Consider the following 24,596-nt stretch of genomic DNA (forward strand, 5'->3'; position numbering starts at 1 on the left):
AAGGCACGCTCCCTCGGCATCAATTGATTCTTGACTGGCGTTCGCCGGGGAAAGTGCGGCCGCGCGTGGTATAACCCACACACGGTGGCTTTACCAAGACTCTACGCGAGCACGCTCTTGGCCCACTTGTAATCGGACTTCCCGACGGCGGTTCGCTGTACCTCGTCGACCAGGGTCATCTGCCGCGGAAGCTTGTAACCCGCGAGACGTTCGCGGCAGTACTCGGTCAGATCCTCAAGGGTCACCGTCGCGCCGGGACGCGGGGCGACGACGGCGGCGACGCGCTGCCCGAACCGCTCGTCCGGCAGGCCCACGACGACCGCGTCCTCCACGGCCGGGTGGTCCTTGAGCGCGACCTCGACCTCCTCCGGGTACACCTTCTCCCCGCCCGTGTTGATCACGAGGGAGCCGCGGCCGAGCAGCGTGATCGTCCCGTCCTCCTCCAGGCTCGCGAAGTCGCCGGGGACCGACCAGCGCGTCCCGTCCGCGGCGGTGAAGAACGTCGACGCCGTCTTCGCGGGGTCGTTGTAGTAGCCGAGCGGGATGTGGCCGCTCCGGGCCAGCCTGCCGATCTCACCGGGCCGCACGACGTTCAGGTCGTCGTCGAGGACGGTGATGCCGGGCTTCATCATGAACCGGGCCGTCCCCTCCTTGGCCCCGACGGACGGGCCGCAGGCGCCGGTCTCCGACGCGCCGTAGTTGTCGAGGAACATGATGTTCGGCAGGTACTCCAGCAGGGCGGCCTTCGCCCCCTCGGTCAGCGGCGCGCCGCCGGACGCGATCGCCATCAGCGAGGACGTGTCGTGATCGCCGGAGGCGAGCGCCTTCGCGACCGGGCGCGCCATGACGTCGCCGACCAGCATCATCACGTTCGCCTGCTCCTCGGCGAGCAACCTCAGGGCCCTGTCGGCGTCGAACGCGTGGTCGGTGTAAAGGACGACCTTGGCGCCGCTGAACAAACCCATGAACGCGACCCACTGGCCCGCGCCGTGCATGACGGGCGCGCAGTCGAGCACGGCCATGGCGGGCTGGTCGGCGTTGGCGGCCAGCTCCTCGGGGCTGCCGATGGGGTCGCCGAGGACGTTCCCGCCGCCGAGCGCGCCGAAGAAGATGTCCTCGCAGCGCCACTCGACGCCCTTCGGATAGCCCGTCGTCCCGCCCGTGTACATGATGTAGCGGTCGTCGCTGGAGCGCTCGGGGAAGTCGTCGTCCGGGGCGGCGCCCGCGAGCGCCTTCTCGTACTCGACCGCGCCGGGGATCTCGGCCGCGGAACCGTCCTCCAGCACGACGACGTGCCGCAGCGCCGGCAGCTCGCCGCGGATCTCCTCCACCCTCGCCAGCAGCGAACGCTCCCCGACGAGCGCCACCGAGTCGGAGTCGGCGAGGACGTGGCGCAGCTCGGCGGCGACGTAGCGGAAGTTCACCGGGATCGGCACGGCGCGGATCTTGAACGCGCCGAGCATCGCCTCGATCCACTCGGCCCGGTTGTAGGCGAGGATCGCCACGTGCTCGCCCGGCCGCACCCCGGCCTCGGCGAGATGGTGCCCGACGCGGCTCGCCCGCTCGCTGAGCTGCCGGTACGTCCGCCGCTCGGCGCCCGCCACCAGGGCGGGGCGGTCCGGCCCCGCCGCGGCCAGGATCTCGAGCAGGTCGGCCAGGTTGTAGCTTCGCGCCATGCCACGTCCTCGCGTTTCGGGGTGGGGGACTGCCCCCGATCCTCCATGCGGACCGGCGCCGACTCAATCCTTGTCGACATCCAGTCCAATGAGATGAGTCACATCTCACGTGCCTGATCCGGCCACGCTCAAGGTTCTTACACGGCTCTTATCTGGGTACCGGCATGCTTGGTCGTAACGATTGAATATCAGACGGGGGTAGTGGTGAGCGCAGGTGCGATGGCGTGGACCCCTCCGACGTGGGAGGAGATCGTCAGCGAGCACTCGACCCGGGTGTTCCGGCTGGCGTACCGGCTGACGGGCAACCGCCACGACGCCGAGGACCTCACCCAGGACGTCTTCATCCGGGTCTTCCGCTCCCTGTCCTCCTACAGTCCCGGCACGTTCGAGGGCTGGCTGCACCGGATCACGACGAACCTGTTCCTCGACCGCGCCCGCCGCAAGCAGCGCATCCGGTTCGACTCCCTCGGCGACGACGCCGCCGAGCGCCTGCAGGGCCGCGAGCCGGGCCCCGCGCAGGCCTACGACGAGCGGCACCTCGACCACGACATCCAGAAGGCGCTGGACGGCCTCGCCCCGGAGTACCGCGCCGCCGTCGTCCTGTGCGACATCGAGGGCCTGTCGTACGAGGAGATCGCCGCGTCGCTGAACGTCAAGCTCGGCACCGTCCGATCCCGCATCCACCGGGGCCGCGCGCAGCTGCGCGCCGCGCTGGAGCACCGCCGTCCCGCCGAGTGCGCAGTGACGAGCATCACTAGTGACCGCTGAGTAACTTCCGGCCTACCCTTCGCCCGTGGACAACGCGCGGGTGAACATCGCTTTCGAGCGCCGCGGCGAGGGGCCGCCCCTCGTCCTGCTGCACGGCATCGGCCACCGCCGCCAGGGGTGGGCCCCCGTCATGGACCTGCTCGCCGCCGAACGCGAGGTCGTCGCGGTCGACCTGCCCGGGTTCGGCGACTCCCCGCCGCTGCCCGACGGCGCCCCCTACACGCTGGACACGGCCGTCTCCGCGCTCGCGGACGCCTTCGCCGCCCTCGGCCTGGACCGCCCGCACATCGCGGGCAACTCCCTCGGCGGCCTGTTCGCCCTCGAAGCCGCCGACCGCGGCCTCGCCAGCTCGGCGACCGCGCTGTCCCCCGCCGGCTTCTTCAACAACCTGGAGTTCCGCTACGGCATGTCGGTGCTGCGCGCGTCGCGGCTCGGCGCCCGCGTCCCCGAGACGTTCCTCACCCGGCTGGCCCGCTCACCGCGCCGCCGCACGCTCATGTTCGGCATGATCTACGGCCGTCCCGACCTGATGGACGTCGAGACCCTCGCGGGGGACGCCCGCGCCATGCGCGACGCCCCGGGCTTCGAGCCCACCCTCCGCGCGGGCCGCACCACCCGGTTCCTCGGCTCCTGCGCCGACGTCCCCGTGACCATCGCCTGGGGCACGAAGGACCGCCTGCTCCTGCGCAGCCAGGCCATCCGCGCTCAGCGCCGCCTCCCCGACGCCCGCTTCGTCTGGCTGGAGGGCTGCGGCCACGTCCCCATGGCCGACGACCCCGCCCTCGTGGCGAAGGTCCTGCTGGAAGGCAGCGCGCACCCGCTCCGCGGCGCCCGTCCCGAGGCCGCCGCGTCGTAGGCCGTCCTCCGAAGGCGGATCTGGAGTGATCGGTCGTCCCCGGTTCATGCCTCGCGCCGGCATCCGGTGAGGAGGGTGGCGACCATGCGCCTGGCGTCGGCCTGGCCGTAGTCGGGGCCGGTGATGCAGAGGTTGCCGATGGCGCGCATGAGCGTGTAGGCGGAGACGTCGGGGCCGAGTTCGCCGGCGGTGGCGCACGCATCGAGCAACGTCGCGCACGCCGGGACCAGGGTGTCGAGCATCAGGGCGTGGAGGTTCTCCAGCCCTGGATCCCCCGACCCCAGAGCGGCTCCGAGACCGTGCTTGGTCACGAGGAACTCGACGAACGCGTCCACCCAGCGGGTCAGGGCGGTGAACGGGGAGGCCGACTCCTCCAGGAGCCGGGGGGCGAGTGCGGTGGCCGTGTCGATCTGGTGCCGGTAGACGGCGGTGACGAGATCCGCCCGGGTCGGAAAGTTCCGGTAGATCGTGCCGACGCCGACGCCGGCGCGTTCGGCGATGTCGCGGACGGGCGCCTGGACGCCCTGTTCCACGAAGACCGCCGCCGCGGCCGCCAGCACGCCGCTGCGGGTGCGCTGCGCCTGTGCTCGGCGCACTCCGACCGGTTCCGGCACGGGACCCTCCTTTTGCTCGCGGAACAATGTTCCGCTACTTTGGCGGAACAGTGCTCCGCCAAAGTATGGCAGAGCGATCCATGGAGAAAGCGCAGGTCTCCCATGTCCCATCGTCAGCTCGGCCAGCGGATCGTCTCCGTCAAGCCCATCACCGTCCCCGCGCCCGGCCGCGGCGTCGACCTGCAGGTGAAGGTCACCGCCCCGATGTCGGGCCGGAACCTGCCGGTCATCGTGTTCTCCCACGGCAACGCATGGTCCCTGGACGCGTACGAGCCCCTCGTCGACCGGTGGGCTGCGGCCGGGTTCCTCGTGGTGCAGCCCACCCACCTTGACTCCCGCCGCAACGCCATCGGTTGGGACAACCCGCGCTTCGCCACGATCTGGCGCGCCCGGATCTCCGACCTTCACGCGATCCTCGACTGCCTCGGCGACATCCTCGCCCAGGCCGGCGGCCTGGAGGCCCGCGTCGACCGCGAGCGCATCGCGGTCGTCGGCCACTCCTGGGGCGCCCAGACCGCCGGCGCGATCCTCGGCGCGCGCGTGCTCGACGCCGACGGCGTTCCCGGAGAGGACTTCTCCCACCCCGCGGTCTCGGCCGGCGCGCTGATCGCCGCGACCGGGACCGGCGACTCGCTCACCCCGTTCGCCGCCGAACACCTTCCGTTCATGAGGCCGGACTACTCCACCATGACCGCCCCGGCCCTGGTCGTCGCGGGCGGCGAGGACCGGTCGCGGCTCTCCACCCGGGGGCCGGAGTGGTTCACCGACGCCTACCGCCTCAGCCCGTCCCCGAAGAGCCTGCTCGTCGTCGCCGAGGGCGAGCACACCCTGGGCGGCGTCGCCGGCGAGGCGGTCGCCGAGACCACCGACGAGAACCCCGCCCGCGTCGCCCTCGTCGCCGATGCGATCTCCGCCTACCTCCTCGACGCCCTCAAGGTCGACGACACCGCGTGGACCGCCTTCGGCGACGCCGCCGCGGCCGGTGAAGGCGCGTGGAGCGTCTCCAGCAAGTGAGCCCGGCCGGACTGCTCCGTCGCGCTTTCGGGAAGACGGCCTCTACGGCTTCAGGTGGTCGGTCAGGTAGGTGAGGATCTCGTCTCGGGCCTGGAGGGTGGGGTGGCCGTCCTCGTCCACGAGGTGCGCGGTGACGACGCTGTGGGGGGTCGCGACCACGTCGCGGAAGAACGGCGGCGGGTCGGTGTTCGCGACGCCGCCCGGGAGCACGCGTCCGTCGAAGGCGTCGCCGAGCAGAGCCCGGTAGGCGGCGAACCTCTGACCTGTGCACCACCGGTCGTTGTCGAAGCGGTAGGCGAGGACGGTCAGGCCGTCGCGCGCGACGCGCTCCTTGAGCGCGCGGGCGTCGTCGTCGCCGAGTTCCAGGCCGGCGGGGTCGTCCAGCGGCAGTGACGGGTGGTTGACGACCGGCGCTATGACGGCCGGTTCCAGCGCCATGGTGAGGGCGAAGTTCCCGGTGAAGCAGAGCCCGATCGCGCCGACCCCCGGCCCGCCGCACTCGGCGTGGGCCCGGCGGGCGAGCCCGCGCAGCCACGCCGTGACGGGGCTGGTGCCGCCCCCGGCGAACGCCCGGAACTCGGCGCTCACGCAGGCCCGGCGGACGACCCGCTCGCCGTCGCGACCGTGGGGTAGGCGCCGTCGCGGCCGAAGAGCGACGGCACGTGGACGGTGAAGCCCGCGTCCCGCACCCACCGCGCCAGCCGCAGGACGTCCGGACTGATGCCGGGCATCTCAGGCATCAGCACGACGGCCGGGCTGGTGCCCGCGACGTGGACCGTCTTCACCACCCCGTCCACGTCCACCTGCCGCCGCGAGAAGTCGGCGATCGCATCGTCAAGGCGCCCGCCGGCACCGGCCACGACGCCGGCTTTCGTGGCCTGGTCAACGGCTGGGCTCTGGTCGGCGCCCGTGCTCTCGTCGGCGCCGGGGGTGTTCTCAGCGCTCGTCGGTTCCTCGGTGTTCATGGGGACAGCGTGGCCGGGCGGCACGCCTTGCCGGGAGAGGCCGGATCGCCATGTGCGGGGGTAATCTCGCCATCGCGGGTGACGGCGGGAGGCAGGCGTGGGTGCGCTGCGGGTGGGGGTGCTGGCCTATCCGGGCTGCTTCGCGTCGGAGGTGTTCGGCGTGCCCGACCTGCTGACGATGGCCGGGCACGTCGCCGGTCCGGATCGCGCCGGCTACGACGTGGCGGTGGTCTCGCCGCGCCGCCGCGTCGTCGCCTCGGGAGGCGTGGCGCTGGCCGCCTCCCCGCTCCGGGAGGTCGACGTCCTCGTCGTGCCGGGGTTCGAGCTGCGTCCGGGCCTCGACGTGGACGCGAAGCTCGCCGGGCTGGCCCCGGAGATCGCGGCCGTCCGCTCGCACGCCGCCGCGGGAGGCGCGGTGGTCTCGATCTGCGTCGGCGCGTTCCTGCTCGCCGCGGCGGGGCTGCTCGACCGGCGCCGGGCCACGACGGCGTGGCTGTTCGCGGACGAGCTGGCCCGGCGCTGCCCCGGCGCCGACGTCAGGCCCGACCTCCTGGTCGTCACCGACGCGGGGGTGACGACCACGGCGGCGTTCAGCGCCATGTACGACTTCGCCCTGGAACTGGTGCGCCGGCACAGTGGCGCCGGCGTGGCGCGGGCGACCGCGCGGATGGCGCTCGTGGACGACGCGCGCTCGTCCCAGGCCCCCTACGTCGACGCCCGTCTCCTCCCGCGTCCCGGACACGAGTTCTCCCGCCGGGTCATGCGGCACCTCGACCAGAGCCTCGCCGCCCGGTACGACCTCGCCGCGCTGGCGGACGCGTTCAACGTCAGCACCCGGACCCTGCTGCGGCGCTTCGCCGACGAGACGGGCCAGAGCCCGCTGGAGTACCTCCAGTCGGCCCGCGTCCGGCGCGCACGCCACCTCCTGGAGACCACGGACCGGACGGTCGCCACCGTCGCCGCCGCGGTCGGGTACCGCGACGCCGGGACCTTCGCGGCCCTCTTCGCCCGCCACACCGGGCGGCGCCCGAAGGACTACCGCGCGACCTTCCGGCGTCCCGCACGCTGAGGGCCCGCACGCGAAAAGGCCGGGGCCCGCGCACCTGAGTGCGCGGACCCCGGCCTCATGCCGGCTCGACTCAGCCGGTCACCGGGAGGTCGCCGGGAACCGGGGTCGGGGCGGGGGCCTCACCGGGCGGGGCCGAAGGCGGCGCGGGCTGGCCCGGCTGCGACGGCTGGGACGGCTGACCGGGCTGGCTCGGCTGCCCCGGCTGGCTCTTGCCGCAGCTCGCGGACGCGATGCTGATCGTCTGCGTCTTGCCCGCCAGGGTCGCCGACACCTCGATCGCGGTGACCGTGAGGTTCCCGTCGTGCCCGCGGACCTGCTTGTTCAGCGTGACCGTGACGTTGCCGAGGCCCTTCAGGTCGGTGGTGACGGTGGTGTTGGGCGTCGCGCCGAGCTTCAGCGCCCGGGTGCCGAGCGTCGCGCCCACCACGTGGGAGACTCCGGTGCCGTTCTCGCACTTGGCGGAGACGGCGTGCGCGGACAGGCCGAGCTTGGCGACCCGCAGGTCGGCGACGGACGCGCGGCCGTGCCCGGCCCAGGCGGAGCCGTTCAGCAGCCGCGCCTGGACGAGCGGGTTGGCGGGCAGCTCCGCCACGCTCTTGCTGGTGGGCCGCTGCGCCGAGGACGCCACCGAGGACGTCGGCGGGACGACGACGGAGCCGGTGGCGGAGATGGCGACCGCCGAGCCGGCGCCGCCGGGGGTGGCGGAGGCGGGGGCGGCGGACAGGGCGAACGGCAGGGCCAGCGCGCCGGCGACGGCCGCGCACTTGGTGAGTGCCTGCAAACGCACGGTTCTCTCCTCAGGGGGTTCGTGTTCTTGGGGGATGGGGTGGGGTTCGGGCCGCCCGGCCGTGCGGCCGGGTGGATCGCGGGATCGTCAGTCCGTGATCTGGACGGGGGTGCCGAGCGGGACCTGGGCGAGCTGCTTCAGCGCGTCGGCGGGCACCCGCACGCAGCCGTGCGTGACGGCCTTGCCGAACACCGACTTCGTCGGCCAGCCGTGGAACGCGACCGTCCCGGGGCCGCCGCCGAAGGTGTCGAGGGTGGCCGAGTGCGCCCCGACGGGCAGGATCAGCGGGCTGTAGGTGGGCTTCTCGGGGGCGAGCGAGGCGAGCATGAACGTCCGGCCGGTGGGCGTCGGCGTCTTCGGCGCGCCGACCGCCACGGGCCAGGTGCCGACCTGGCGGCCGCCCCGGAACAGGGTCAGCTTCCTGTCGCCGAGGTCCACCTTGACGGCGCTGGAGCTGCGCGCGGCCTTCAGGCCGGAGTCGGGGATCCAGCCGGTCACGCCGTTCGGGCGGCTCGGCAGCAGCACCCGCCGCCACCCCGGGCGGCTCTCCAGGACGGGCACCCAGGTGGGGCCCTTGAGCTGGGTGCTCGGCAGTTCCGCCACGGCGGGCGCGCCCGGCTTCGCCGACACGGGGACGGCGTTGTCCGGATGCACCACGGTCCCGTCGCTCCTGCCGGCCGGGGCCGCGTCCAGCGGCAGGTCGTCCAGCGTCGTGTACGTGGTGGCCTCGGGCAGCTTCTCCAGGCCGCCGGCGGGGGAGGCGCCGGCGGACGCCCCCTTGTGGCCGCCCCCGCAGCCGGTCACGAGCAGGGCCGTCACCAGCAGGGCCGGTGCCGCCGTCCGGGCCGTCCGCCCGGCGGCGCGCGGTGGTTCGTCGCTCACGAAAAACTCCAAGTGATCCCGCCGGAGAGGGGCTCCGGCACGCCTCTGTGCCCGCTCTCTACGCGCGAGGGCACGGGAAGGTTGCACGGTGTGGGGAAGGAATCGCGGTCCGTGCTCCGCGGGCCCTCGCCGATCCGTGCGGCCGGCCGGGAACAAGCGGGGATTGACAGCTGTTTGAACCCTCAACTAACCTTCGACGTGTTCGTTGAAGATTCAAGCATTTGACAAGGGAGACCCCATGAGCATCGCCGCCGTCGCCCCCGAGCTGACCGTCGGAACCTGGAACATCGACCCCGCCCACTCGGAGGTCACCTTCGTGATCCGCCACCTGATGACCAAGGTGCGCGGAACGTTCACCGACTTCACCGGCTCCGTGCAGATCGCCGAGGAGCTGTCGGAGTCCACCGCCACCGCGGAGATCAAGGTCGCCTCGATCGACACCCGCAACGCCGACCGGGACGCCCACGTGCGGACCTCGGACGTCCTGGACGTGGAGAACCACCCGGTCATGACCTTCACGACCAAGGGCGTCCGCGCGCAGGACGGCGAGTACCTCCTGGACGGCGAGCTGACGATCAAGGACGTCACACGCCCGATCACCCTCACGGTCGAGTACAACGGCGTCGGCGAGGACCCGTGGGGCGGCACCCGCGCCGGCTTCTCCGCCGCCACCACGATCAACCGCAAGGACTGGGGCATCGAGTTCAACGTGCCGCTGAAGGGCGACAAGGCCCTGCTCGGCGACAAGGTCGACATCCAGCTGGAGGTCCAGGCCGTTCGCGCCTGAGCTCTCCCGCCACTGACGAAAGGGCCGCCCACCGGGCGGCTCTTTCGCTATTCCAGGGGCAGGCGCAGGGCGAACCGGGCGCCGGACGGGTGGTCCTCGATCCGCAGCGTCCCGCCGTGCGCCCGGGCGATCTCGCGGGCGATCGCGAGGCCGAGGCCGGCGCCGCCCGCCCCGCGGCTGCGCGCGGTGTCCAGGCGGGTGAAGCGCTCGAACACGCGCTCCCGGTCGGCGGGCGCGATGCCGGCGCCGTCGTCGGTGACGACGAGCAGCGCCCGCCCGTCCCGCCTGCCCACCTCCACCGTCACCCGCGACCCGGCGTAGCGCTCGGCGTTGTCGAGAAGGTTGCCGAGCAGCCGGACGAGCTGCATCCGCACCCCGCGCACCACGACGCCGGGGGACAGCTCGGTGACGATCTTCAGCTCGGACGGGCGGCGGCCGACCTCGGCGCCGGCGAGCGCGGCCAGGTCGATCGGCTCCTGCGCCGCGGTCCCGCCGGTGCCGATGCGGGCGAGCAGGAGGAGGTCGGTGACGATCGACTCCAGCCGGTCGGTGTCGCGCAGCGCCGACGCGATGACGCCCCGCAGGTCGTTGTCCTCCGGGTGCATGGAGGCGTCCTCCAGGTTGGCCCGGAGCCCGGCGATCGGGGTGCGCAGCTCGTGCGAGGCGTCGGAGGCGAACTGCCGCTGCCGCGCGACGGCCCGCTCCAGCCGGTCCAGCGTCTCGTTGGCGGTGCGGGCGAGCTGGGCGATCTCGTCCTGGCCCGGCGGCTGCGGCACCCGGCGGCTGAGGTCGGTGGCGCTGATCTCCGCGAGCTGCGCCCGGATCGCCTCGACGGGGCCGAGCGTGCGGCCGACGACGCGCCAGGTGATCCCCGCGGCGACCGCGGCCAGCAGCAGCACGCCCGAGCCGAGCATCCCCTCCAGCAGACCGTTCACGAGGTAGGACGGCTGCCGCGCGGCCGCGTACACGACGACGGAGTCGGGCGCGGTGCTCACGCGGATGGCCTCGGCCACGAAGCATTCGCGGTGCGGCCACCGTCCGCGGCACTCGCTGAAGTCCTGGACCCGCATGTTGCTCGGCGGCCAGAATCTGCTCACCGGCGGCCTGTCCGTTGCGGCGGGTGTGGCGTTCGTCACCCGCCCGCCGGGCTCGACGACCTGGATCAGCACGCGGCCGCGGGAGCCGTCGCGGATCGCGCCCTCCAGCGTCCCGTCGCGCACGCCGCCGCTGACGCGCCGGGCGTCCACCTGCGTCCGGCGCAGCAGTTCCGCCTTGACGGTGCTGCGCACGGCGACGTCCACGCCGATCGCGGTGACGCCCAGCACCAGTGCGGCGATCACGGCGGCGACGAGCGTGTCCCTGGCCCGGATGGACCGGGGGCGCATGCGCATGGGTCCTCCACGACCGACGTACCGGCTTCCCGGCAGGACGACACACGCTACCGGCCGGTCACGAAACGGGGAGCCCGAAACTGCACGCCGTGTTTTCACCTTCGCTTACTGGGACATCCCGTTTTATGACGATTCCCTCCGGAGTACAGGGACGGACACACATGGGCAGGGACGTGGCTTCGGTCGCCATCAGCGGCGAGGACCGGCGGCGGTATCGCGACAAGGTGCGCAGGTGCCTCGACGTACTGGCCCGGATGCTGGGCGAATCCCAGTTCGACTTCGAGCGCCCGCACATAGGCCTGGAGATCGAGCTCAACCTGATCGACTCGCTCGGCGACCCGCTGATGCGCAACGCGGACGTGCTCAAGGCGATCGCGGACCCGGCGTGGGCGACCGAGCTGGGCCAGTTCAACCTTGAGATCAACATCCCGCCCCGCGAGCTCGGCGGCGAGGGCACCGGAGCCCTGGAGACGGAGGTCCGCGACCATCTCGCGCACGCCGACGACCGCGCCCGCGAGGTCGGCGGCCGGCTCGTGATGATCGGGATCCTGCCGACCCTGCGGCGCACCGACATCGGCGAGGAGACCCTGTCGGCCAACGCGCGCTACAAGATGCTGAACGACCAGATCTTCGCCGCCCGCGGGGAGGAGATGCGCATCGCCATCGACGGCCCCGAGCCGCTGCGCATGCACACCGACACGATCATCCCCGAGGCCGCCTGCACCAGCGTCCAGTTCCACCTCCAGGTCAGCCCCGACGAGTTCGGCGCCTACTGGAACGCGGCCCAGGCCATCGCCGGCGCCCAGGTCGCGATGGGCGCCAACTCGCCGTTCCTGTTCGGGCACCGGCTCTGGCACGAGACCCGCATCACCCTGTTCGAGCAGGCCACCGACACCCGTCCCGACGAGCTGAAGAGCCAGGGCGTCCGCCCCCGCGTCTGGTTCGGCGAACGCTGGATCACGTCCGTGTTCGACCTCTTCGAGGAGAACACCCGGTACTTCCCGTCCCTGCTGCCGCTGTGCGACGAGGAGGACCCCCGCGAGGTGCTCGAGCAGGGCGGCATCCCCGAACTCGGCGAGCTCACCCTCCACAACGGAACGATCTACCGCTGGAACCGCCCCATCTACGCCGTCGTGAAGGGCCGCCCCCACCTGCGCGTGGAGAACCGCGTCCTGCCGGCCGGGCCGTCCGTCGCCGACGTCGTCGCCAACGGCGCCTTCTACTACGGCGTCGTCCGGATGCTGGCCGAGGAGGACCGTCCCGTCTGGTCCCGCATGTCCTTCGCCACCGCCGAGGAGAACCTGCACCGCGCCGCGCGCGACGGCCTCGAATCGACCCTCTACTGGCCCGGCATGGGCGAGGTGCCCGCCGCCGAGCTCGTCCTGCGCAAGCTGCTGCCCCTCGCCCACGAGGGCCTCGACCGCTGGGGCGTCGACCCCGCCCGCCGCGACCGCCTCCTCGGCATCATCGAGCGCCGCTGCGTCACCGGCCAGACCGGGGCCGCCTGGCAGATCGACACCGTGCGGACCCTGGAGGAGGAGCACGGCGTCGGCCGCCACGACGCCCTGCGCATGATGACCCGCGCCTACGTCGAGCACCTGCGCGACAACGAGCCCGTGCACACCTGGTAACCCGAAGATCTTCACAGCTCCCGCACAAATCACACCCTGCCTCCCCGAACCGGCCTTCTAGAGTCGGGTGGGTGAGCGCACACGAGACGCGCGTCCTCGTCGTCGAGGACGAGCCGACGATCGCGCGGGCGGTGGCCGACCGGCTGGCGGCCGAGGGGTTCGGCGTCGAGACGGCCGGGGACGGGCCGTCGGCGGTCGAGCGCGCCCGCGCCTACGAGCCGCACCTCATCGTGCTGGACGTGATGCTGCCCGGATTCGACGGCCTCGAAGTCTGCCGCCGGGTCCAGGCGGAACGCCCCGTGCCCGTGCTGATGCTGACGGCGCGCGACGACGAGACCGACCTCCTCGTCGGCCTCGGCGTCGGCGCCGACGACTACGTGACCAAGCCGTTCAGCATGCGCGAGCTCGTGGCGCGCATCCGCGCCGTGCTGCGCCGCGTCGAGCGGCCCGCGATGGACGCCGGGGACGGCCCGGTGCGCGTCGGAGAGCTGGAGGTCGACCAGCGGGCCCGCCGGGTGCGGCGCGACGGGCGCGAGGTGCACCTCACCCCGACCGAGTTCGACCTGCTCGCGTGCCTGCTGCGCAACCGCGGCGCGGTGCTCACCCGCGCCGTCCTGCTGGAGCAGGTGTGGGACTGGGCGGACGCGTCCGGCACCCGGGTCGTCGACAGCCACGTCAAGGCGCTGCGGCGCAAGCTCGGCCAGGAGCTGATCCGCACCGTGCACGGCGTCGGCTACAGCCTGGAGGCCGCGCCGTGACCGCCGAGGGCGCCCGGTTCGCCCGCCGGCTGTGGGCGCGACTGCCCCGGCCGCTGGACCCGCTCCGGTCGATCAAGGTGAAGTTCGGCGTCGTGGTCGTCGTGACCGCGTGCGTCGCCGTCCTGATCGTGCTGTGGGGGTACCCGTTCGGATTCCGTGCCCGGCAGACGATGCCGGTCGGCGTGCTCCTCTCGCTGGTCGTCACCCAGCTGCTCGCCCACGGCATGACCGCGCCGCTGCGCGAGATGACCGCGGCGGCGCGGGCGATGGCGCGCGGCGACTACAGCCGCCGGGTGCGCGCCACCTCGCGCGACGAGGTCGGGGAGCTGGCGCAGGCGTTCAACCGGATGGCCGCCGACCTCGCCGAGGTCGACCGGCAGCGCCGCGAGTTCGTCGCGAACGTCTCCCACGAGCTGCGCACCCCCATCAGCGCGCTGCGGGCGGTGCTGGAGAACGTCGCCGACGGCGTCACGCCCGCGACGCCGGACGTCCTGGAGACGGCCCTCGACCAGACCGAGCGGCTCGGCCGCCTCGTCACCCAGCTCCTGGACCTGTCGCGGGTCGAGGCGGGCGCGGCGGCGCTCGACGTGACCGACCTCGACGTCGCCGCGTTCGTCGCCGACGTCGTCGCGGAGGCGCGGGCGGGCCGCCCGGAGGCGGTGTTCGAGCCGGACGTCACGCCCGGCCTGCGCGCCGCCGCCGACCGCGACCGCCTCCACCAGGTCGTCGCCAACCTGCTCGACAACGCCGCCCGGCACAGCCCGGACGGCCGCCCCGTCACGATCACCGCCCGTCCCTCGCACCCGCCCGGCGGACTGGTCGTCGAGGTGGCCGACGAGGGGCCCGGCATCCCGCCCGAGGAGCGCGCCCGCGTGTTCGAGCGCTTCTCCCGCGGCTCCGCGTCCGGCGCCGGCACCCCCGGCGGCGGCACCGGGCTCGGCCTCGCCATCGCGAACTGGGCCACCGAGCTTCACGGCGGCGACATCACCGTCATGGACACCCCGAGCGGCTGCCGCATCCGGGTCGTGATCCCCCCGGACCCCGCTACCCGGTCGAGTCCATGGTGAGCAGGGCGTACGCGGCGAGGGTCGAGTCGTCGGTGATGCGGCCGTCCCGGACGAGCGCCCTGAACTCCTCCCGCGTCACCCACTTCTGCCGCATGTCCTGCTCCTCGGGCTCCCGGTCGGCCTCCCCGGCCTCCAGGTCGGACGCGACGAAGACGGTGAAGCCCTGACCGCTCGTCCCGTGCGAGCAGTGCAGGTACCCGAGGCGCCGCAGCGTCCCGGCGCGCAGCCCGGTCTCCTCGGCGAGCTCCCGCCGGGCCAGCTCCTCCGGGTCGGCCTCGCGCCGGCCCGGGGCCGAGCCCTGCGGGAAGTTCCACGTGCGCCTGCCGATCGGGTACCGGTACTCCTCGACGAGGTGGAACCCGTCGCCCTCCACCGGGATGACCAGCACGAAGTCTGGCTTGTCGACCACCCCGTAGATGCCGCGCGAGCCGTCCAGCCGCTCGACCTCGTCCTCCCGGACGACCATCCAGGCGTTCTCGTAGACGACCCGCGACGCGACCTGGCGCACGGCGGGCCGCTCCTCGCCGCTCACACGCCCGCCCCGTAGCGGTAGACGAGTTCGTGCCGGTCGCCGACCACCACCCGGTGGGTGGCCTCGACGACCCGGTCGCGCTGGTCGTGGGCGCGGCGCCACAGCGTCAGGACGGGCTGGTCGGGCTTGATCTCCAGTGCCTCCTGCTCCTCCGGGCGGGGCAGCCGGCACGTCACCGTCTCCTCGAACGTGATCCGGTAGCCCGCCTCCTCCAGCCGGGAGTAGATGCCGCCCGGACCCGTGTCGACCTCGCGCAGCACCGGGACCTCCTCCACGATCTCAAGGATCACCCAGGTCGTCGCCGTCTGGACCGGCGGCTCCCCCTCGACGCCCTGGACGCGCGCCCGCTCCAGCACCCGCGTCCCGGGCGGGACGTCCAGGCGGAACGCGAGCCGGTCGTCGGCCTCCACCTCGGCGACGGCCGTCCGGGTGAACGGGGTGCGCCCGTCCCGCCGCGCCGACACGTGGAACCCGCGCCACCCCCCGACCTGCCGGGTGATGTCGGACGCCGCGCGCCGCACCCGCGGAGCCTCCCGCACCTGCGCGCCCGCGCCGTGCCGCAGCCGGACAAGGCCCTGCTCGGCCAGCAGCCGCAGCGCCCGCCGGACGGTGGAGCGGTCGGCCTCGTACACGCGCGCCAGCTCGCGCTCGGACGGCAGCCAGGCCGCCGGGTCCAGTTCGCCCTCGACGATACGAGCGGCGAGCGCGTTGCTGATCGCCTGTGCCTTCGCGGGGGGTCGCGGCATACCAGATCCTGCTCCAGGTCGGTGCATTGACCTCATACCGTACAGATCCCACTCGCTCCCGCCCCCTCTTGGGGTTGCCGCGAACGCATTGTGGTCAGTGTTTGGTGGTTCTATGGTAGACCTACCATGAACCGACCGAGGGAGCCCCGCTTCATGTCGGCGACCATGTGCATGCCCGGTTGGCACAGCGAACGCTCGGACGCCGGCCTGCGCGCGACCCGCGTCACCCCCCTGTCGGACTACCAGCTCCTCAACGGCTGCCTCGAAGAGATCGTCGCCGCCGACGAGGGCGAGCTCTGGCTGCTCTGCGACGCGCAGACCCGGCTGGCCGAGCGCGTCGCCACCGCCGAGCGGCTGCGGTCCTCCCGTCACGCCGCGCAGCCCTGATCAGCCCCGCCGCAGGCTGACGACCTCGCCCGACTCCCCGACCGCCGCACGGGCCGGCGGCATGATCCGCTCCCCCGCGTTGTCGGCCAGCAGCGCCCGGGCGCGCAGCACGATCTCCAGGTCGAAGCGCAGGTCCGGGTCCAGGAGCTGGTCGCCGAACAGCTCCTCCAGCTGGCGCAGCCGGTACCGGACGGTCTGCGGGTGGACGTGCAGCCGCATCGCGACCTCGTTGGCGTTGCGCCCCGACTGCAGCCACGCCAGCAGCGTCTCGGCGAGCCGGTCCTGCTGGCTGGCCCGCAGGTGCGCCAGCGGCGCGAGCCGCAGGTCGGCCAGCGAGGTGATGAGCCCCTCGTCCTGGAACAGGATCAGCGTGGACATGTGCTCCACGCTGCGGATCACGCCGCTGTCGGCCTCGATCACGCCGCGCTGGACCAGGCACAGCGTCTTGCGCGCCCACTGGATCGAGCGCGCCGCCTCCATCAGCGGGACGGTCGGGCCGACGACCGCGAGCGTCCCGGACAGGGCGCGGTCCACGAGCTTGGCGCGGCCGGGGCCGTCCGGGTCGGGGATGATCAGGCTGGGGGTGCGGCGGGTGAGGTCGGCCAGCACGTCCGGCGGGAACGCGGGCTGGCGGGTGTCGGCGTGGTGCCGGCCGAGCGCGACCGCGGCGACCGTCCGCGGGACGGGCCAGTGCGCGGCGGCGGCGAGGTCGGCGATCGCCTCCTGCGCGGCCGGCGGGTCGGCGAACAGCAGGTCGAGCAGGCGCTTGCGGCGGCGCTGCATCTCCCCCGCGACCGCCGCCTTGGCCTGCGAGAACCCCTCGGCGGCCGCGTGCGCGAGCTCGTCCTGGAACTGCATCAGGACCTCGCCGACGGCGCCGAGCGTGCGCGGCGGCACCTGCAGCGCCTCGGCGCCCTCGGTCATCCGGCGCCACGCCACCATGCCGCCGACCCGCATCGCCGTCTGCATCGCGTCGAGGCTGCGTCCCTCGCCCGCCTCGCCGCGGCCGATGGCGCGGAAGAAGTCGGTCACCGGAGCGGGGTCGTGGCCGGGGTCGGCCACCCGCTCGACGAAGAAGTGGAGCACGCGCTCCACGGCGAGCCGGAGGGTCCCCGAGTAGGAGCCGTCCCCCGGCCGGTCGTACTCCCTGACGCGCGTCTGAATCTCCTGGATCATGTCGTCCGCCACCTCGTCGAGGTGGGGTCGCATGTGATCCGCCAGTTCCCTCGGCAGATCCGCCCACGGGCGCCCGCTGGTGGTCGAACCGTCGTTCGCCACAGAACCTCCCAGCTCCGTCCCCCTGCGTTGCGCGCCGTTCACACGGGGTAATTACTTACTTATGGGACCTGTGTGGGGCAAATCATGACCCGCGACGTGCCCGAGGCGCAAAGTCTAGGTCGGCGAACGACCAGGTTCGGCCGGTGACGTGAGAAAAATTCACAAACTTCTCCGGCCGGGGAAGCGGTTCCGTGACTTCCCCGAGACCGCCCTGATCAACAGGGTGCTCATCCTGGGTTCAGGCCCGGTGCGAGGCCGGGCGGACGGGACCGGGACACGTGTTCGCCTACTTCGTCCGGCGCCTCATCGGCGCCGCCCTCATGCTCCTGCTGATCACTCTGGTGACCTTCGGCATCTTCTTCTGGTTACCGAAGCTGGCCGGGCAGAGCACCGACCAGATCGCCGCCGCCTACGTCGGCCGGGCCTCCACCGCCGAGGCGATCGAGGCGACCAAGGAGCGGCTCGGGCTCGACGACCCGGTCGTCGTGCAGTACGGCCACTACCTGGAGTCGATCGTCGCGGGCGCGGACTACGACGCCGGCCCGGTCACCGACCACTGCCCGGCGCCGTGCCTCGGCTACTCGTTCCGCAGCAGCCAGCCGGTCCTAGGAACGCTGCTGGACCGGGCCCCGGCGACTCTCTCCCTGGCCCTGGGCGCGGCGGTCGTCTGGCTCGCGGGCGGCATCGCCACCGGCGTCCTGTCGGCGCTGCGCCGAGGCTCGGCCTGGGACCGCGCCGCCATGATCATCGCGCTGGGCGGCGTCTCGCTGCCGATCTACTTCACCGGCCTGGTCTCCCTCGCGCTGTTCTCCTACACCCTGAAGGTCTTCCCGGGCGGCGGCAGCTACCGGCCCCTCACCGACGACCCCCTGACGTGGTTCCACGCCCTGGTCCTGCCCTGGGTGACGCTCGCGTTCCTCTACGCGGCCATGTACGCGCGGCTCACCCGGGCCGGCATGTTGGAGACGATGACCGAGGACTACATCCGCACCGCCCGCGCCAAGGGCGTCCCGGAGAGGTCCGTCGTGACCCGGCACGCGCTGCGCTCCTGCCTGACCCCGATCATCACGGTCTTCGGCCTCGACCTCGGCCTGCTCATCGGCGGCGCGGTGCTGACCGAGAACACCTTCAGCATCCCCGGCCTCGGACAACTCGCCCTCAGCTCGGTCCAGAGCGGCGACCTGCCCATGGTCCTGGGCGTCACCCTGCTCACGTCCGCCTCGATCGTCCTGCTCAACCTGCTGGTCGACCTGCTCTACGCGGTGATAGACCCCCGCGTGCGACTCGCCTGACCCCCGCGGCCGTATCGCTCTCAACCGAGGCTTCGCGCCCGAATCCTTCAGGTTGGCCGGATACGGCCAAACCGGCGTCCTGGCGCCCCTGACGACGGGACGCGTTGCGGACCGCACCACTCCGGACGGTGACCGCCCTCCACCCATGATCGGCGCCACGGGCCTCATCGTGCCTGGCGGCTTCGCGCGCCGCGCCCGTCCGGCCGGCTTCGCGCCGTCCCGGAACCGGGCTCCCGCTCCGCCGAAGCGCGGCAACTTATCACCTCCCCGTTTCCCCCAACAATGATCAAGCCGGTGTGAGAGGCGGGACGGTAACGCCCGTGGGTCCTGCGTGTGTCGGCTGTGTTGCTTCCGTCTGACATCCACGGACGGTCACGAATGTGTGCCACCTCACGTGGCGCACGCAACACACCCAACAACCCAGAGAGGAGAGAACGCTATGCGTAGCGAGCTCTCAGTACTGCTGCAGCGGATGCGGTGGCGCAGCCCCGCAAACGCCGCGGCAACCGCCGTGGTCGCCGGCATCGCCGACGCCCTCGGCCGCAAGTACACGTCCCCCGACATCGGCGACACCGCCGTCATCGGGAACGGCCACGGCCGCCTCGCGGTCTTCGACTTCGCCGGGAACGTCTGCTCGTGGAACGTTCCCTTCGGGCACGGCGTGCCGGTCTGCAACGGCCTGTACGACGGATCGAAGACCACCGCGTTCCGGCTCGGCGTGGCCGGTGAGGACCGTCCGACGGACATCCGGTTCAAGGCCAACTCGGCCACCCTGGTGTCAACCTGGACGAGCCCCACGGGGCAGGCCAGGGAGGAGGCCGTCATGGTGGGGTCCCCGACGACCCCCGACGGCAACCAGCTGGTGCGAAGGCTCACCTGTGAGAGGGGGAGCGTCACCGCCACGCTGGACTTCCGCCTCCGCTACGGCCACGCGGGCGAGCAGCCGGTCCAGTGGACCGTCCTGCGATCCGGGCGCGGCTTCACGGAGTGCGTCGCCACCGTGGGGAACGTGAAGATGTTCTTCACGACCAACATGCACCTCACGTTCGAGGAGGGCGGGACCTCGGTCAGGGGGTCTCTGCTCCTGAAGGCCAAGAAGTCCGCCTTCTTCGCGGTCGGAGGACACGACAGCCTGTCGCCGCGGACCGACAAGGAGGCAAAGCGCCTCATCGTCGAGTCCGACAAGGGCTGGCTGAAGTACGTCCAGAGCCTGCGGAACCTCCGCGGCAAGTACGCCGAGATCGCGCTCCGAAGCGCGATCAACCTGCGGCTGCTGGGCTTCGGAAACGGGGGCTCGTTCTACGCGGCCGCCACCCGGAGCCTCCCGGAGGACGACCCGCGGCTCGGCCAGGCCGTGCGGTGCTGGGACTACCTGAAGGACTGGGAGCGTGACGGCGTCCTGACGGTGCTCAGCCTGACGGACGCGGGGGACCCGAAGGTCCTCCTGGCGCGCTACCAGTGGTACAAGAAGCTGCACGACATCCGCCGCAGGCTGGCGATCATGCACGAGGTCGACGGCGGCAACGTCGCGAGCAACCTCGAGGTCGTCATCCCCGGGATCGGTCACCGCGGCTCGGTCTACCGCGTCGGCAACGGCGCGGGCGACCAGAAGCAGCACGACTGGATCTCGTACGCGGCGGAGGTGTGCTACCGCCTGGCGCTCCAGGGTCTGATCGACCTGGAGTTCGTGGCGTCCCTGGCCGTGCAGGCCAGGGCGGCCATGTTCGAGCCGTGCTCCGGCGTCTGGGAGATCCGCCCCGCGGAGAACCAGGAGAACGGCGCGAAGTTGCGGGTCTACGCCTCGGCGCAGATCCTCAACGGCCAGGCTCTGGCCTACTTCTCCAAGATCTTCGAGATGGCGGGGGAGCAGGAGAAGGCCCGGGAGTACAAGGCCCTGGCCGCCAAGGTCATGCCGTGGGTGCGGGACGAGTGCGTCAAGCACGGCGTCATCGTGGCCGCGCCCGACATGCCCGTGCTGGACTCGTCGATCCTCCTCGCCTTCATGCAGGCGCCGGACATCTTCGAGTCCGTGGACGAGGAGCTGGTGCGCGCCACGGCGCTCGCCATCGACGCGCCCCACACCGCCGCGGGACCCCTCAAGGGGCTCCGCGTCGGCAAGGGGCACGTCCGCTACCACGCGGCCGAGTTCCAGGACGGCATCTCCCTCGCCGAGGAGGGGCTGTTCAACAACATCACGGGCTGGCTGGCCATCGTGTTCCTCCTGCTCGGCATGCCCCGACGTGCCGAGACCCTCATGGGGGAGCTGATGGGCATCCTCAACCGGGTGCGGCAGGCCACCGAGGAGAACACCCCCGAGGGCCACGCCCTCGGGAACCTGAACCAGGCGTACGTCTACCAGGCGATCATCTGGTTCGCTCTCCTCTTCGAGGCCCTCATGGCCGAGATCGAGGAGGCGCTGGCCGCTGAGGCGGTCTAGCACACCAGCCGCACCGTGCAACTCGCGGTACGGCAGCAAGTGAATCGTGCCGGCCCGTGCCTTCGGGCACGGGTCGGCACGACCACACCAGAACACCGGTCCGGCTCGTACCCTTCGGGGCACGAGCCGGACTCTTGTGTGAACCGACGCGCCAGCCCCCGGACCAAGCCCTCAGTCGAAGAGATCCTCAGCCGAATCAGCACTGACCGCACGCCGGATCCAGCGCTCGATCTGCTCGGAATCGCTACAACCCTCGACCTGAGCACGAACACCCGCAGAGACATCAAGCCCGCGCGCCTCAAGCAAGAGAAGAAGCCCCTTGGCCAACCCCTTGGCCAACCCCTTGGCCAACCCCTCGGCGAACCCCTCGGCGAACCCCTGGCGAAACCCCTCCGCGAACCCTTCGGCGCGGTGGGTGAGGGCGAACTCTGACTGCCACTCGTACTTGTCGAGCTTCACCACGTCCTCCATGAGGTCACGGGCAGTGTCAGGTGAAGAGATCCTCAGCCGAGTCGGCGCTGACCGCACGCTGGATCCACCGCTCGATCTGCTCGGGATCAGTACATGCTTCGACCCGCGCGCGGACATCCTCGGAGACATCGAGACCGCGCGCCGCAAGCATCAGCAGCAGAGCCTTCACCTCCCCCTCGGTGCGCCCCTCGGTACGCCCCTCGCTACGCCCTTCGGCGCGGCCTTCGGCACGCCCTTCCGCGCGGCCCTCTGCGCGGCCTTCGGCGCGGTGGGTGAGGGCGAACTCTGACTGCCACTCGTAGTTGTCGAGCTTCACTATGTCCTCCATGAGTTTGCGGGCGGCGTCAGAGAACCGCGACATTACGTAGTCATGATAGAGCGCTCCGGTGTCGCCGGTGAGTGAGCCGATGGCGGCGGAGAGGCCCCGGAGGACGGCTTCCGACTGCGGGCCGTCCGCGTGGGCGGGGGCGCTGAGGACCGCCAGTTCGGGGAGGCGGCGGGCCTGGTCCGGGTCGGTGATGGGGGGCAGCATCTCGGGATGGACGGTCAGGGGCTTGAGCACCCAACCGGGGTGTCCCATGTCGATCGGGACGGCGCATCCTCGTGCCGTGGCCTGGTCCGGGCACAGGACGAGAAGCACCACGGGGCAGCGGCGGCGCAGGCGCAGCGACGCCAGGTAGGCGGGCCAGCTGTAGGTCTTCTGGCGTAAGGCTCGTAGCTGGGATTCGACCACGACGCCCAGAACGGGGGACTTCGGGTCGCCGAGCAGGACGGTGGCGTCGCAGCGCAGTTCAGCAGGGTTGGTGTCGGCGTAGGACTCCGACGCCAGCGTGGCTCGCGCGTTGGTGGACACGTTTAGTCCGAAGACGCTCCGCAACATCTCGGGGACGAGCTGCGGCCTGTTGCGGACCATCTCCAGCGGTAGCTCGTGTTCGTTGGTGGGCATGAAAGCAAGCTAAGAGTAATCACTTGGCAACGTAGAGCTATCGAGCCGATTCGGTCCCTGCGTGCCATGGCAGGGAGGATCGCCATAGCTCGATCGCGCTATCGAACTGGCCGGGGAGGGCGGTTGGTGTGCTGGTCAGGGGAGTAGGTGGGGGAGGAGGAGCCAGGTGCCCAGGGCGGTCATCGCGGCTCCGGAGAGGCGGGTGATCGTGCGGGCGGCTGCGGGGCGGGGGTTGAGGATGGTGCGGGTCAGTGTGCCCAGGCAGAGGTAGAACGCGGCGCAGGTGGCCATGAAGGTCAGGCCCAGGACGGCGAGTTGGGCGGGGACCGGCCAGGCGTCACGCGGATCGGTGAACTGGGGCAGGAGGGCCAGGAAGATCAGCAGGCCCTTGGGGTTGAGGCCGCTCACGCCGACGCCGCGCAGGAAGGTGCCCCAGCCGGTGCCGGTGCCGGTCCGGACGTCGAGGGGGCCGGGGCGGGCGAAGGTCGTCACGCCGTGCCAGATGAGGTAGAGGCCGCCGACGACGGTGAGGGCCGTCAGGGCGGACGGGGAGCCGGCGACCAGCGCGCCGACGCCTGCCGCGACGATCGCGGTCACCACGGCGTAGCCGGTGACCAGCCCGGCCACGGCGGGTACGACGCCGCCGCGCAGTCCGGTGGAGAGGGTGAAGGCCCAGTCCGCGCCCGGGACGGCGATGAGCAGCAGGGACACCACCCAGAACGCGAGCACCGATCCCGCTGCCATCGCATTCCTCCCCTTCTGGCGGCCATTACGGGGAGAATACGTTTGAACTGGCGGAAGATGGTTTCGATTTTTGGCCGTTCAGAACCCTTTTGTGGAAGAATCTGCTTTGTGGACGCCATCGATCGGAAGATCCTTGCCGTGCTCCAGGAGGACGGCCGGTTGACGGTCACCGAACTGGCGGCGCGGGTGGGGTTGAGCGTCTCGCCGTGCCACCGGCGGCTGCGGGAGCTGGAGCGCGGCGGCACGATCCGCGGGTACCGCGCGGTCGTGGACGCCGCCGCGCTCGGCCTGACCTTCCAGGCGCTGGTCTTCGTCACCATGCGGCAGGAGGACCGCGACACGCTGCTCGGCTTCGAGGCCGCTGTCGCGAGGGTGCCGGAGGTGGTGCAGGCCCAGCGCCTATTCGGCGACCCCGACTATCTGCTGCGCATCGTCACCGCGGATCTGAAGGCCTATCAGGAACTGGAGGACGACGTCCTCGCGGCGTTGCCGGGGGTGCAGCGGCTGAACTCCACGCTGGTGATGAAGCACGTCGTGAACGATCGGCCGCTGCCCACCTGAGCTACTGCCTGACGATCCAGTGGTCGTTCGCGCCGGCGCGGACGAATTGCAGGGACGGGCACAGATAGTCGCGGGGGTTCGGGGTCGCGGTCGGCTGCCAGGGCGAGTCCGTGGCGGTCGCCGGGCTCCAGGTGCCGTTCCTGCGGAGCAGGATGGAACTGCTCTCGAAGACGACGTTCTTCGCGTCCGCGCAGTAGTAGGCGTTGCCCGTGCTCGGGTCACGGGACGCGTAGATCTCGAAGATGTCCCAGCCGTAGGTCAGCGAGCTCGTGTCCCGGCCCGACTTGCTGTAGAAGAGGCTCCAGGAATTCGTCGTGTAGTTGTACAGGTAAGCCGACCACGCGTTGGTGGAGGCGTTCGTCCTGACGAGCTGGACGCTGTAGGCGGGGTGCCCGTTCACGCTCTTGGTGTAGGTCCGGAGGAAGTTCGCGTCCATCTTCACCTCCTTGGCGGGCCCGTTGCCACCGCACCAGTCCCAGGCCCAGATCTCGTTTCCGACGGCCTGGGAGTAGACGGTCGTGATCTCCATGCAGGACCCGGCGGCCTTGACGGTGGGCGTGTAGGTGAAGTCGGCGCTGTTGGACACCCGATAGCTCGTGTCGACGCTGTGGGTGGCGGTCAGCCCGTCGTGGGAGCCGGCGGCCGGTTCGACGCCCCAGAAGTGGTGGATCTGCTCGCGGCGCAGGCGGGAACGGTGCAGGTCGCGGAATCTCTGCACGGCCCGGGCGTTGCGGGCGTCGGGGACGAAGGTGCGGGCGCCCGCGACGTGCCCGCGTTTCGGGGCGGTCGGGTCGGCAGCGGAGGGGGCCGCGGAAACGCTCGCGGCGGGAATGGCGGTAAAGGCGGCGAGAACGGCGCAGGCGAGCAGGGTTCGACGCTGCATCACGCGACTCCTTGTGGCGGGGGGCGGTCTGCTAGCGCGCGCTGGTGCCGTCCC

The 24,596-nt window shown here is 71.8% G+C and carries 26 protein-coding genes; 12 read left to right on the top strand and 14 right to left on the bottom strand.

Annotated elements, in window-relative coordinates:
• Positions 1-101: 101 nt before the first annotated feature.
• Entirely contained in the window at positions 102-1,676 is a 1,575-nt protein-coding gene (locus tag ABWI04_RS13020) for an acyl-CoA synthetase (RefSeq protein ID WP_345180379.1), read from the bottom strand.
• Between the two features lie 219 nt (positions 1,677-1,895).
• Here ABWI04_RS13020 and sigE point away from each other — a divergent pair, with 219 nt between their 5' ends.
• Both sigE and ABWI04_RS13030 read left to right on the top strand, forming a co-directional pair.
• Complete coding sequence (gene sigE / locus ABWI04_RS13025; RefSeq protein ID WP_345180381.1) at positions 1,896-2,444, top strand: RNA polymerase sigma factor SigE; 549 nt, start codon at positions 1,896-1,898, stop codon at positions 2,442-2,444.
• Positions 2,445-2,469: 25 nt separating this feature from the next.
• On the top strand, positions 2,470-3,300 hold the full coding sequence (locus ABWI04_RS13030) for an alpha/beta fold hydrolase (protein WP_345180383.1): 831 nt from the start codon (positions 2,470-2,472) through the stop codon (positions 3,298-3,300).
• Positions 3,301-3,344: 44 nt separating this feature from the next.
• Here ABWI04_RS13030 and ABWI04_RS13035 read toward each other — a convergent pair whose 3' ends face one another.
• Positions 3,345-3,914, bottom strand: coding sequence for a TetR/AcrR family transcriptional regulator (locus ABWI04_RS13035; protein WP_345180385.1), 570 nt, complete (start codon positions 3,912-3,914; stop codon positions 3,345-3,347).
• Positions 3,915-4,016: 102 nt separating this feature from the next.
• Between ABWI04_RS13035 and ABWI04_RS13040 the strand changes: the two genes are divergently transcribed.
• Positions 4,017-4,928 carry an alpha/beta hydrolase family protein gene (locus tag ABWI04_RS13040; RefSeq protein ID WP_353832543.1) on the top strand — a complete coding sequence of 304 codons (912 nt, stop codon included), beginning with the start codon at positions 4,017-4,019 and terminating at the stop codon, positions 4,926-4,928.
• Positions 4,929-4,970: 42 nt separating this feature from the next.
• Here the strand turns inward: ABWI04_RS13040 and ABWI04_RS13045 are convergent, their stop codons facing one another.
• Both ABWI04_RS13045 and ABWI04_RS13050 read right to left on the bottom strand, forming a co-directional pair.
• Positions 4,971-5,516, bottom strand: coding sequence for a hypothetical protein (locus ABWI04_RS13045; protein WP_353832544.1), 546 nt, complete (start codon positions 5,514-5,516; stop codon positions 4,971-4,973).
• Positions 5,513-5,893, bottom strand: a complete 381-nt coding sequence (locus ABWI04_RS13050; RefSeq protein ID WP_353832545.1) for a dienelactone hydrolase family protein — start codon at positions 5,891-5,893, stop codon at positions 5,513-5,515. The genes ABWI04_RS13045 and ABWI04_RS13050 overlap by 4 nt, the downstream gene beginning before the upstream one ends.
• 97 nt (positions 5,894-5,990) lie before the next feature.
• Here ABWI04_RS13050 and ABWI04_RS13055 point away from each other — a divergent pair, with 97 nt between their 5' ends.
• Positions 5,991-6,962, top strand: a complete 972-nt coding sequence (locus tag ABWI04_RS13055) for a GlxA family transcriptional regulator (protein ID WP_345180394.1) — start codon at positions 5,991-5,993, stop codon at positions 6,960-6,962.
• Between the two features lie 70 nt (positions 6,963-7,032).
• Here ABWI04_RS13055 and ABWI04_RS13060 read toward each other — a convergent pair whose 3' ends face one another.
• Positions 7,033-7,749, bottom strand: a complete 717-nt coding sequence (locus tag ABWI04_RS13060) for a hypothetical protein (RefSeq protein WP_353832546.1) — start codon at positions 7,747-7,749, stop codon at positions 7,033-7,035.
• Positions 7,750-7,836: 87 nt separating this feature from the next.
• On the bottom strand, positions 7,837-8,631 hold the full coding sequence (locus ABWI04_RS13065) for a L,D-transpeptidase (RefSeq protein ID WP_353832547.1): 795 nt from the start codon (positions 8,629-8,631) through the stop codon (positions 7,837-7,839).
• 238 nt (positions 8,632-8,869) lie between these two features.
• Between ABWI04_RS13065 and ABWI04_RS13070 the strand changes: the two genes are divergently transcribed.
• Positions 8,870-9,418, top strand: coding sequence for a YceI family protein (locus ABWI04_RS13070; protein ID WP_345180399.1), 549 nt, complete (start codon positions 8,870-8,872; stop codon positions 9,416-9,418).
• A gap of 47 nt (positions 9,419-9,465) precedes the next feature.
• On the opposite strand, the gene ABWI04_RS13075 is transcribed toward ABWI04_RS13070, so the two are convergent.
• Positions 9,466-10,809, bottom strand: coding sequence for a sensor histidine kinase (locus ABWI04_RS13075; protein WP_345180401.1), 1,344 nt, complete (start codon positions 10,807-10,809; stop codon positions 9,466-9,468).
• Between the two features lie 161 nt (positions 10,810-10,970).
• Here ABWI04_RS13075 and ABWI04_RS13080 point away from each other — a divergent pair, with 161 nt between their 5' ends.
• The 3 genes from ABWI04_RS13080 to ABWI04_RS13090 all read left to right on the top strand — a co-directional run bounded on the left by ABWI04_RS13080 (position 10,971) and on the right by ABWI04_RS13090 (position 14,265).
• Positions 10,971-12,440: a glutamate-cysteine ligase family protein gene (locus tag ABWI04_RS13080; RefSeq protein WP_345180403.1), complete on the top strand. Its 1,470-nt coding sequence runs from the start codon at positions 10,971-10,973 to the stop codon at positions 12,438-12,440.
• 71 nt (positions 12,441-12,511) lie between these two features.
• Complete coding sequence (locus tag ABWI04_RS13085) at positions 12,512-13,198, top strand: response regulator transcription factor (RefSeq protein ID WP_345180405.1); 687 nt, start codon at positions 12,512-12,514, stop codon at positions 13,196-13,198.
• Entirely contained in the window at positions 13,195-14,265 is a 1,071-nt protein-coding gene (locus tag ABWI04_RS13090; protein WP_353832548.1) for a sensor histidine kinase, read from the top strand. Before ABWI04_RS13085 ends, ABWI04_RS13090 begins: the two co-directional genes overlap by 4 nt.
• Here the strand turns inward: ABWI04_RS13090 and ABWI04_RS13095 are convergent.
• The gene (locus ABWI04_RS13095; RefSeq protein ID WP_345180410.1) at positions 14,243-14,797 is read right to left on the bottom strand and encodes an NUDIX domain-containing protein; all 555 of its coding nucleotides are present in this window, start codon (positions 14,795-14,797) and stop codon (positions 14,243-14,245) included. The genes ABWI04_RS13090 and ABWI04_RS13095 overlap by 23 nt on opposite strands.
• On the bottom strand, positions 14,794-15,543 hold the full coding sequence (locus ABWI04_RS13100) for a GntR family transcriptional regulator (protein WP_353832549.1): 750 nt from the start codon (positions 15,541-15,543) through the stop codon (positions 14,794-14,796). Before ABWI04_RS13100 ends, ABWI04_RS13095 begins: the two co-directional genes overlap by 4 nt.
• 126 nt (positions 15,544-15,669) lie before the next feature.
• Between ABWI04_RS13100 and ABWI04_RS13105 the strand changes: the two genes are divergently transcribed.
• On the top strand, positions 15,670-15,930 hold the full coding sequence (locus ABWI04_RS13105) for a hypothetical protein (protein ID WP_345180415.1): 261 nt from the start codon (positions 15,670-15,672) through the stop codon (positions 15,928-15,930).
• Here ABWI04_RS13105 and ABWI04_RS13110 read toward each other — a convergent pair whose 3' ends face one another.
• A complete protein-coding gene (locus ABWI04_RS13110; RefSeq protein ID WP_476692261.1) occupies positions 15,931-17,250 on the bottom strand; it encodes a PucR family transcriptional regulator in 1,320 nt (439 codons plus the stop codon).
• Positions 17,251-17,486: 236 nt separating this feature from the next.
• On the opposite strand from ABWI04_RS13110, the gene ABWI04_RS13115 reads away from it, so the two are divergent.
• Together ABWI04_RS13115 and ABWI04_RS13120 are read left to right on the top strand one after the other, a co-directional pair.
• Positions 17,487-18,500, top strand: a complete 1,014-nt coding sequence (locus tag ABWI04_RS13115; protein ID WP_345180418.1) for an ABC transporter permease — start codon at positions 17,487-17,489, stop codon at positions 18,498-18,500.
• Between the two features lie 439 nt (positions 18,501-18,939).
• Entirely contained in the window at positions 18,940-20,937 is a 1,998-nt protein-coding gene (locus ABWI04_RS13120) for a glycoside hydrolase family 15 protein (RefSeq protein ID WP_345180420.1), read from the top strand.
• A 171-nt stretch (positions 20,938-21,108) separates the two neighbouring features.
• Here ABWI04_RS13120 and ABWI04_RS13125 read toward each other — a convergent pair whose 3' ends face one another.
• The 3 genes from ABWI04_RS13125 to ABWI04_RS13135 form a co-directional block, all read right to left on the bottom strand.
• Positions 21,109-21,396: a hypothetical protein gene (locus ABWI04_RS13125; RefSeq protein WP_353832550.1), complete on the bottom strand. Its 288-nt coding sequence runs from the start codon at positions 21,394-21,396 to the stop codon at positions 21,109-21,111.
• Between the two features lie 28 nt (positions 21,397-21,424).
• A complete protein-coding gene (locus ABWI04_RS13130) occupies positions 21,425-22,354 on the bottom strand; it encodes an RpnC/YadD family protein (RefSeq protein WP_353832551.1) in 930 nt (309 codons plus the stop codon).
• A 135-nt stretch (positions 22,355-22,489) separates the two neighbouring features.
• Positions 22,490-23,098, bottom strand: a complete 609-nt coding sequence (locus tag ABWI04_RS13135) for a LysE family translocator (protein ID WP_353832552.1) — start codon at positions 23,096-23,098, stop codon at positions 22,490-22,492.
• A gap of 108 nt (positions 23,099-23,206) precedes the next feature.
• Between ABWI04_RS13135 and ABWI04_RS13140 the strand changes: the two genes are divergently transcribed.
• On the top strand, positions 23,207-23,659 hold the full coding sequence (locus ABWI04_RS13140) for an Lrp/AsnC family transcriptional regulator (protein WP_185029243.1): 453 nt from the start codon (positions 23,207-23,209) through the stop codon (positions 23,657-23,659).
• A gap of 1 nt (position 23,660) precedes the next feature.
• Here the strand turns inward: ABWI04_RS13140 and ABWI04_RS13145 are convergent, their stop codons facing one another.
• Positions 23,661-24,542: a carbohydrate-binding protein gene (locus tag ABWI04_RS13145; RefSeq protein WP_353832553.1), complete on the bottom strand. Its 882-nt coding sequence runs from the start codon at positions 24,540-24,542 to the stop codon at positions 23,661-23,663.
• Positions 24,543-24,596: the final 54 nt, after the last annotated feature.

This window comes from Actinomadura sp. NPDC000929, assembly GCF_040492065.1.
GTDB lineage: Bacteria > Actinomycetota > Actinomycetes > Streptosporangiales > Streptosporangiaceae > Spirillospora > Spirillospora verrucosospora.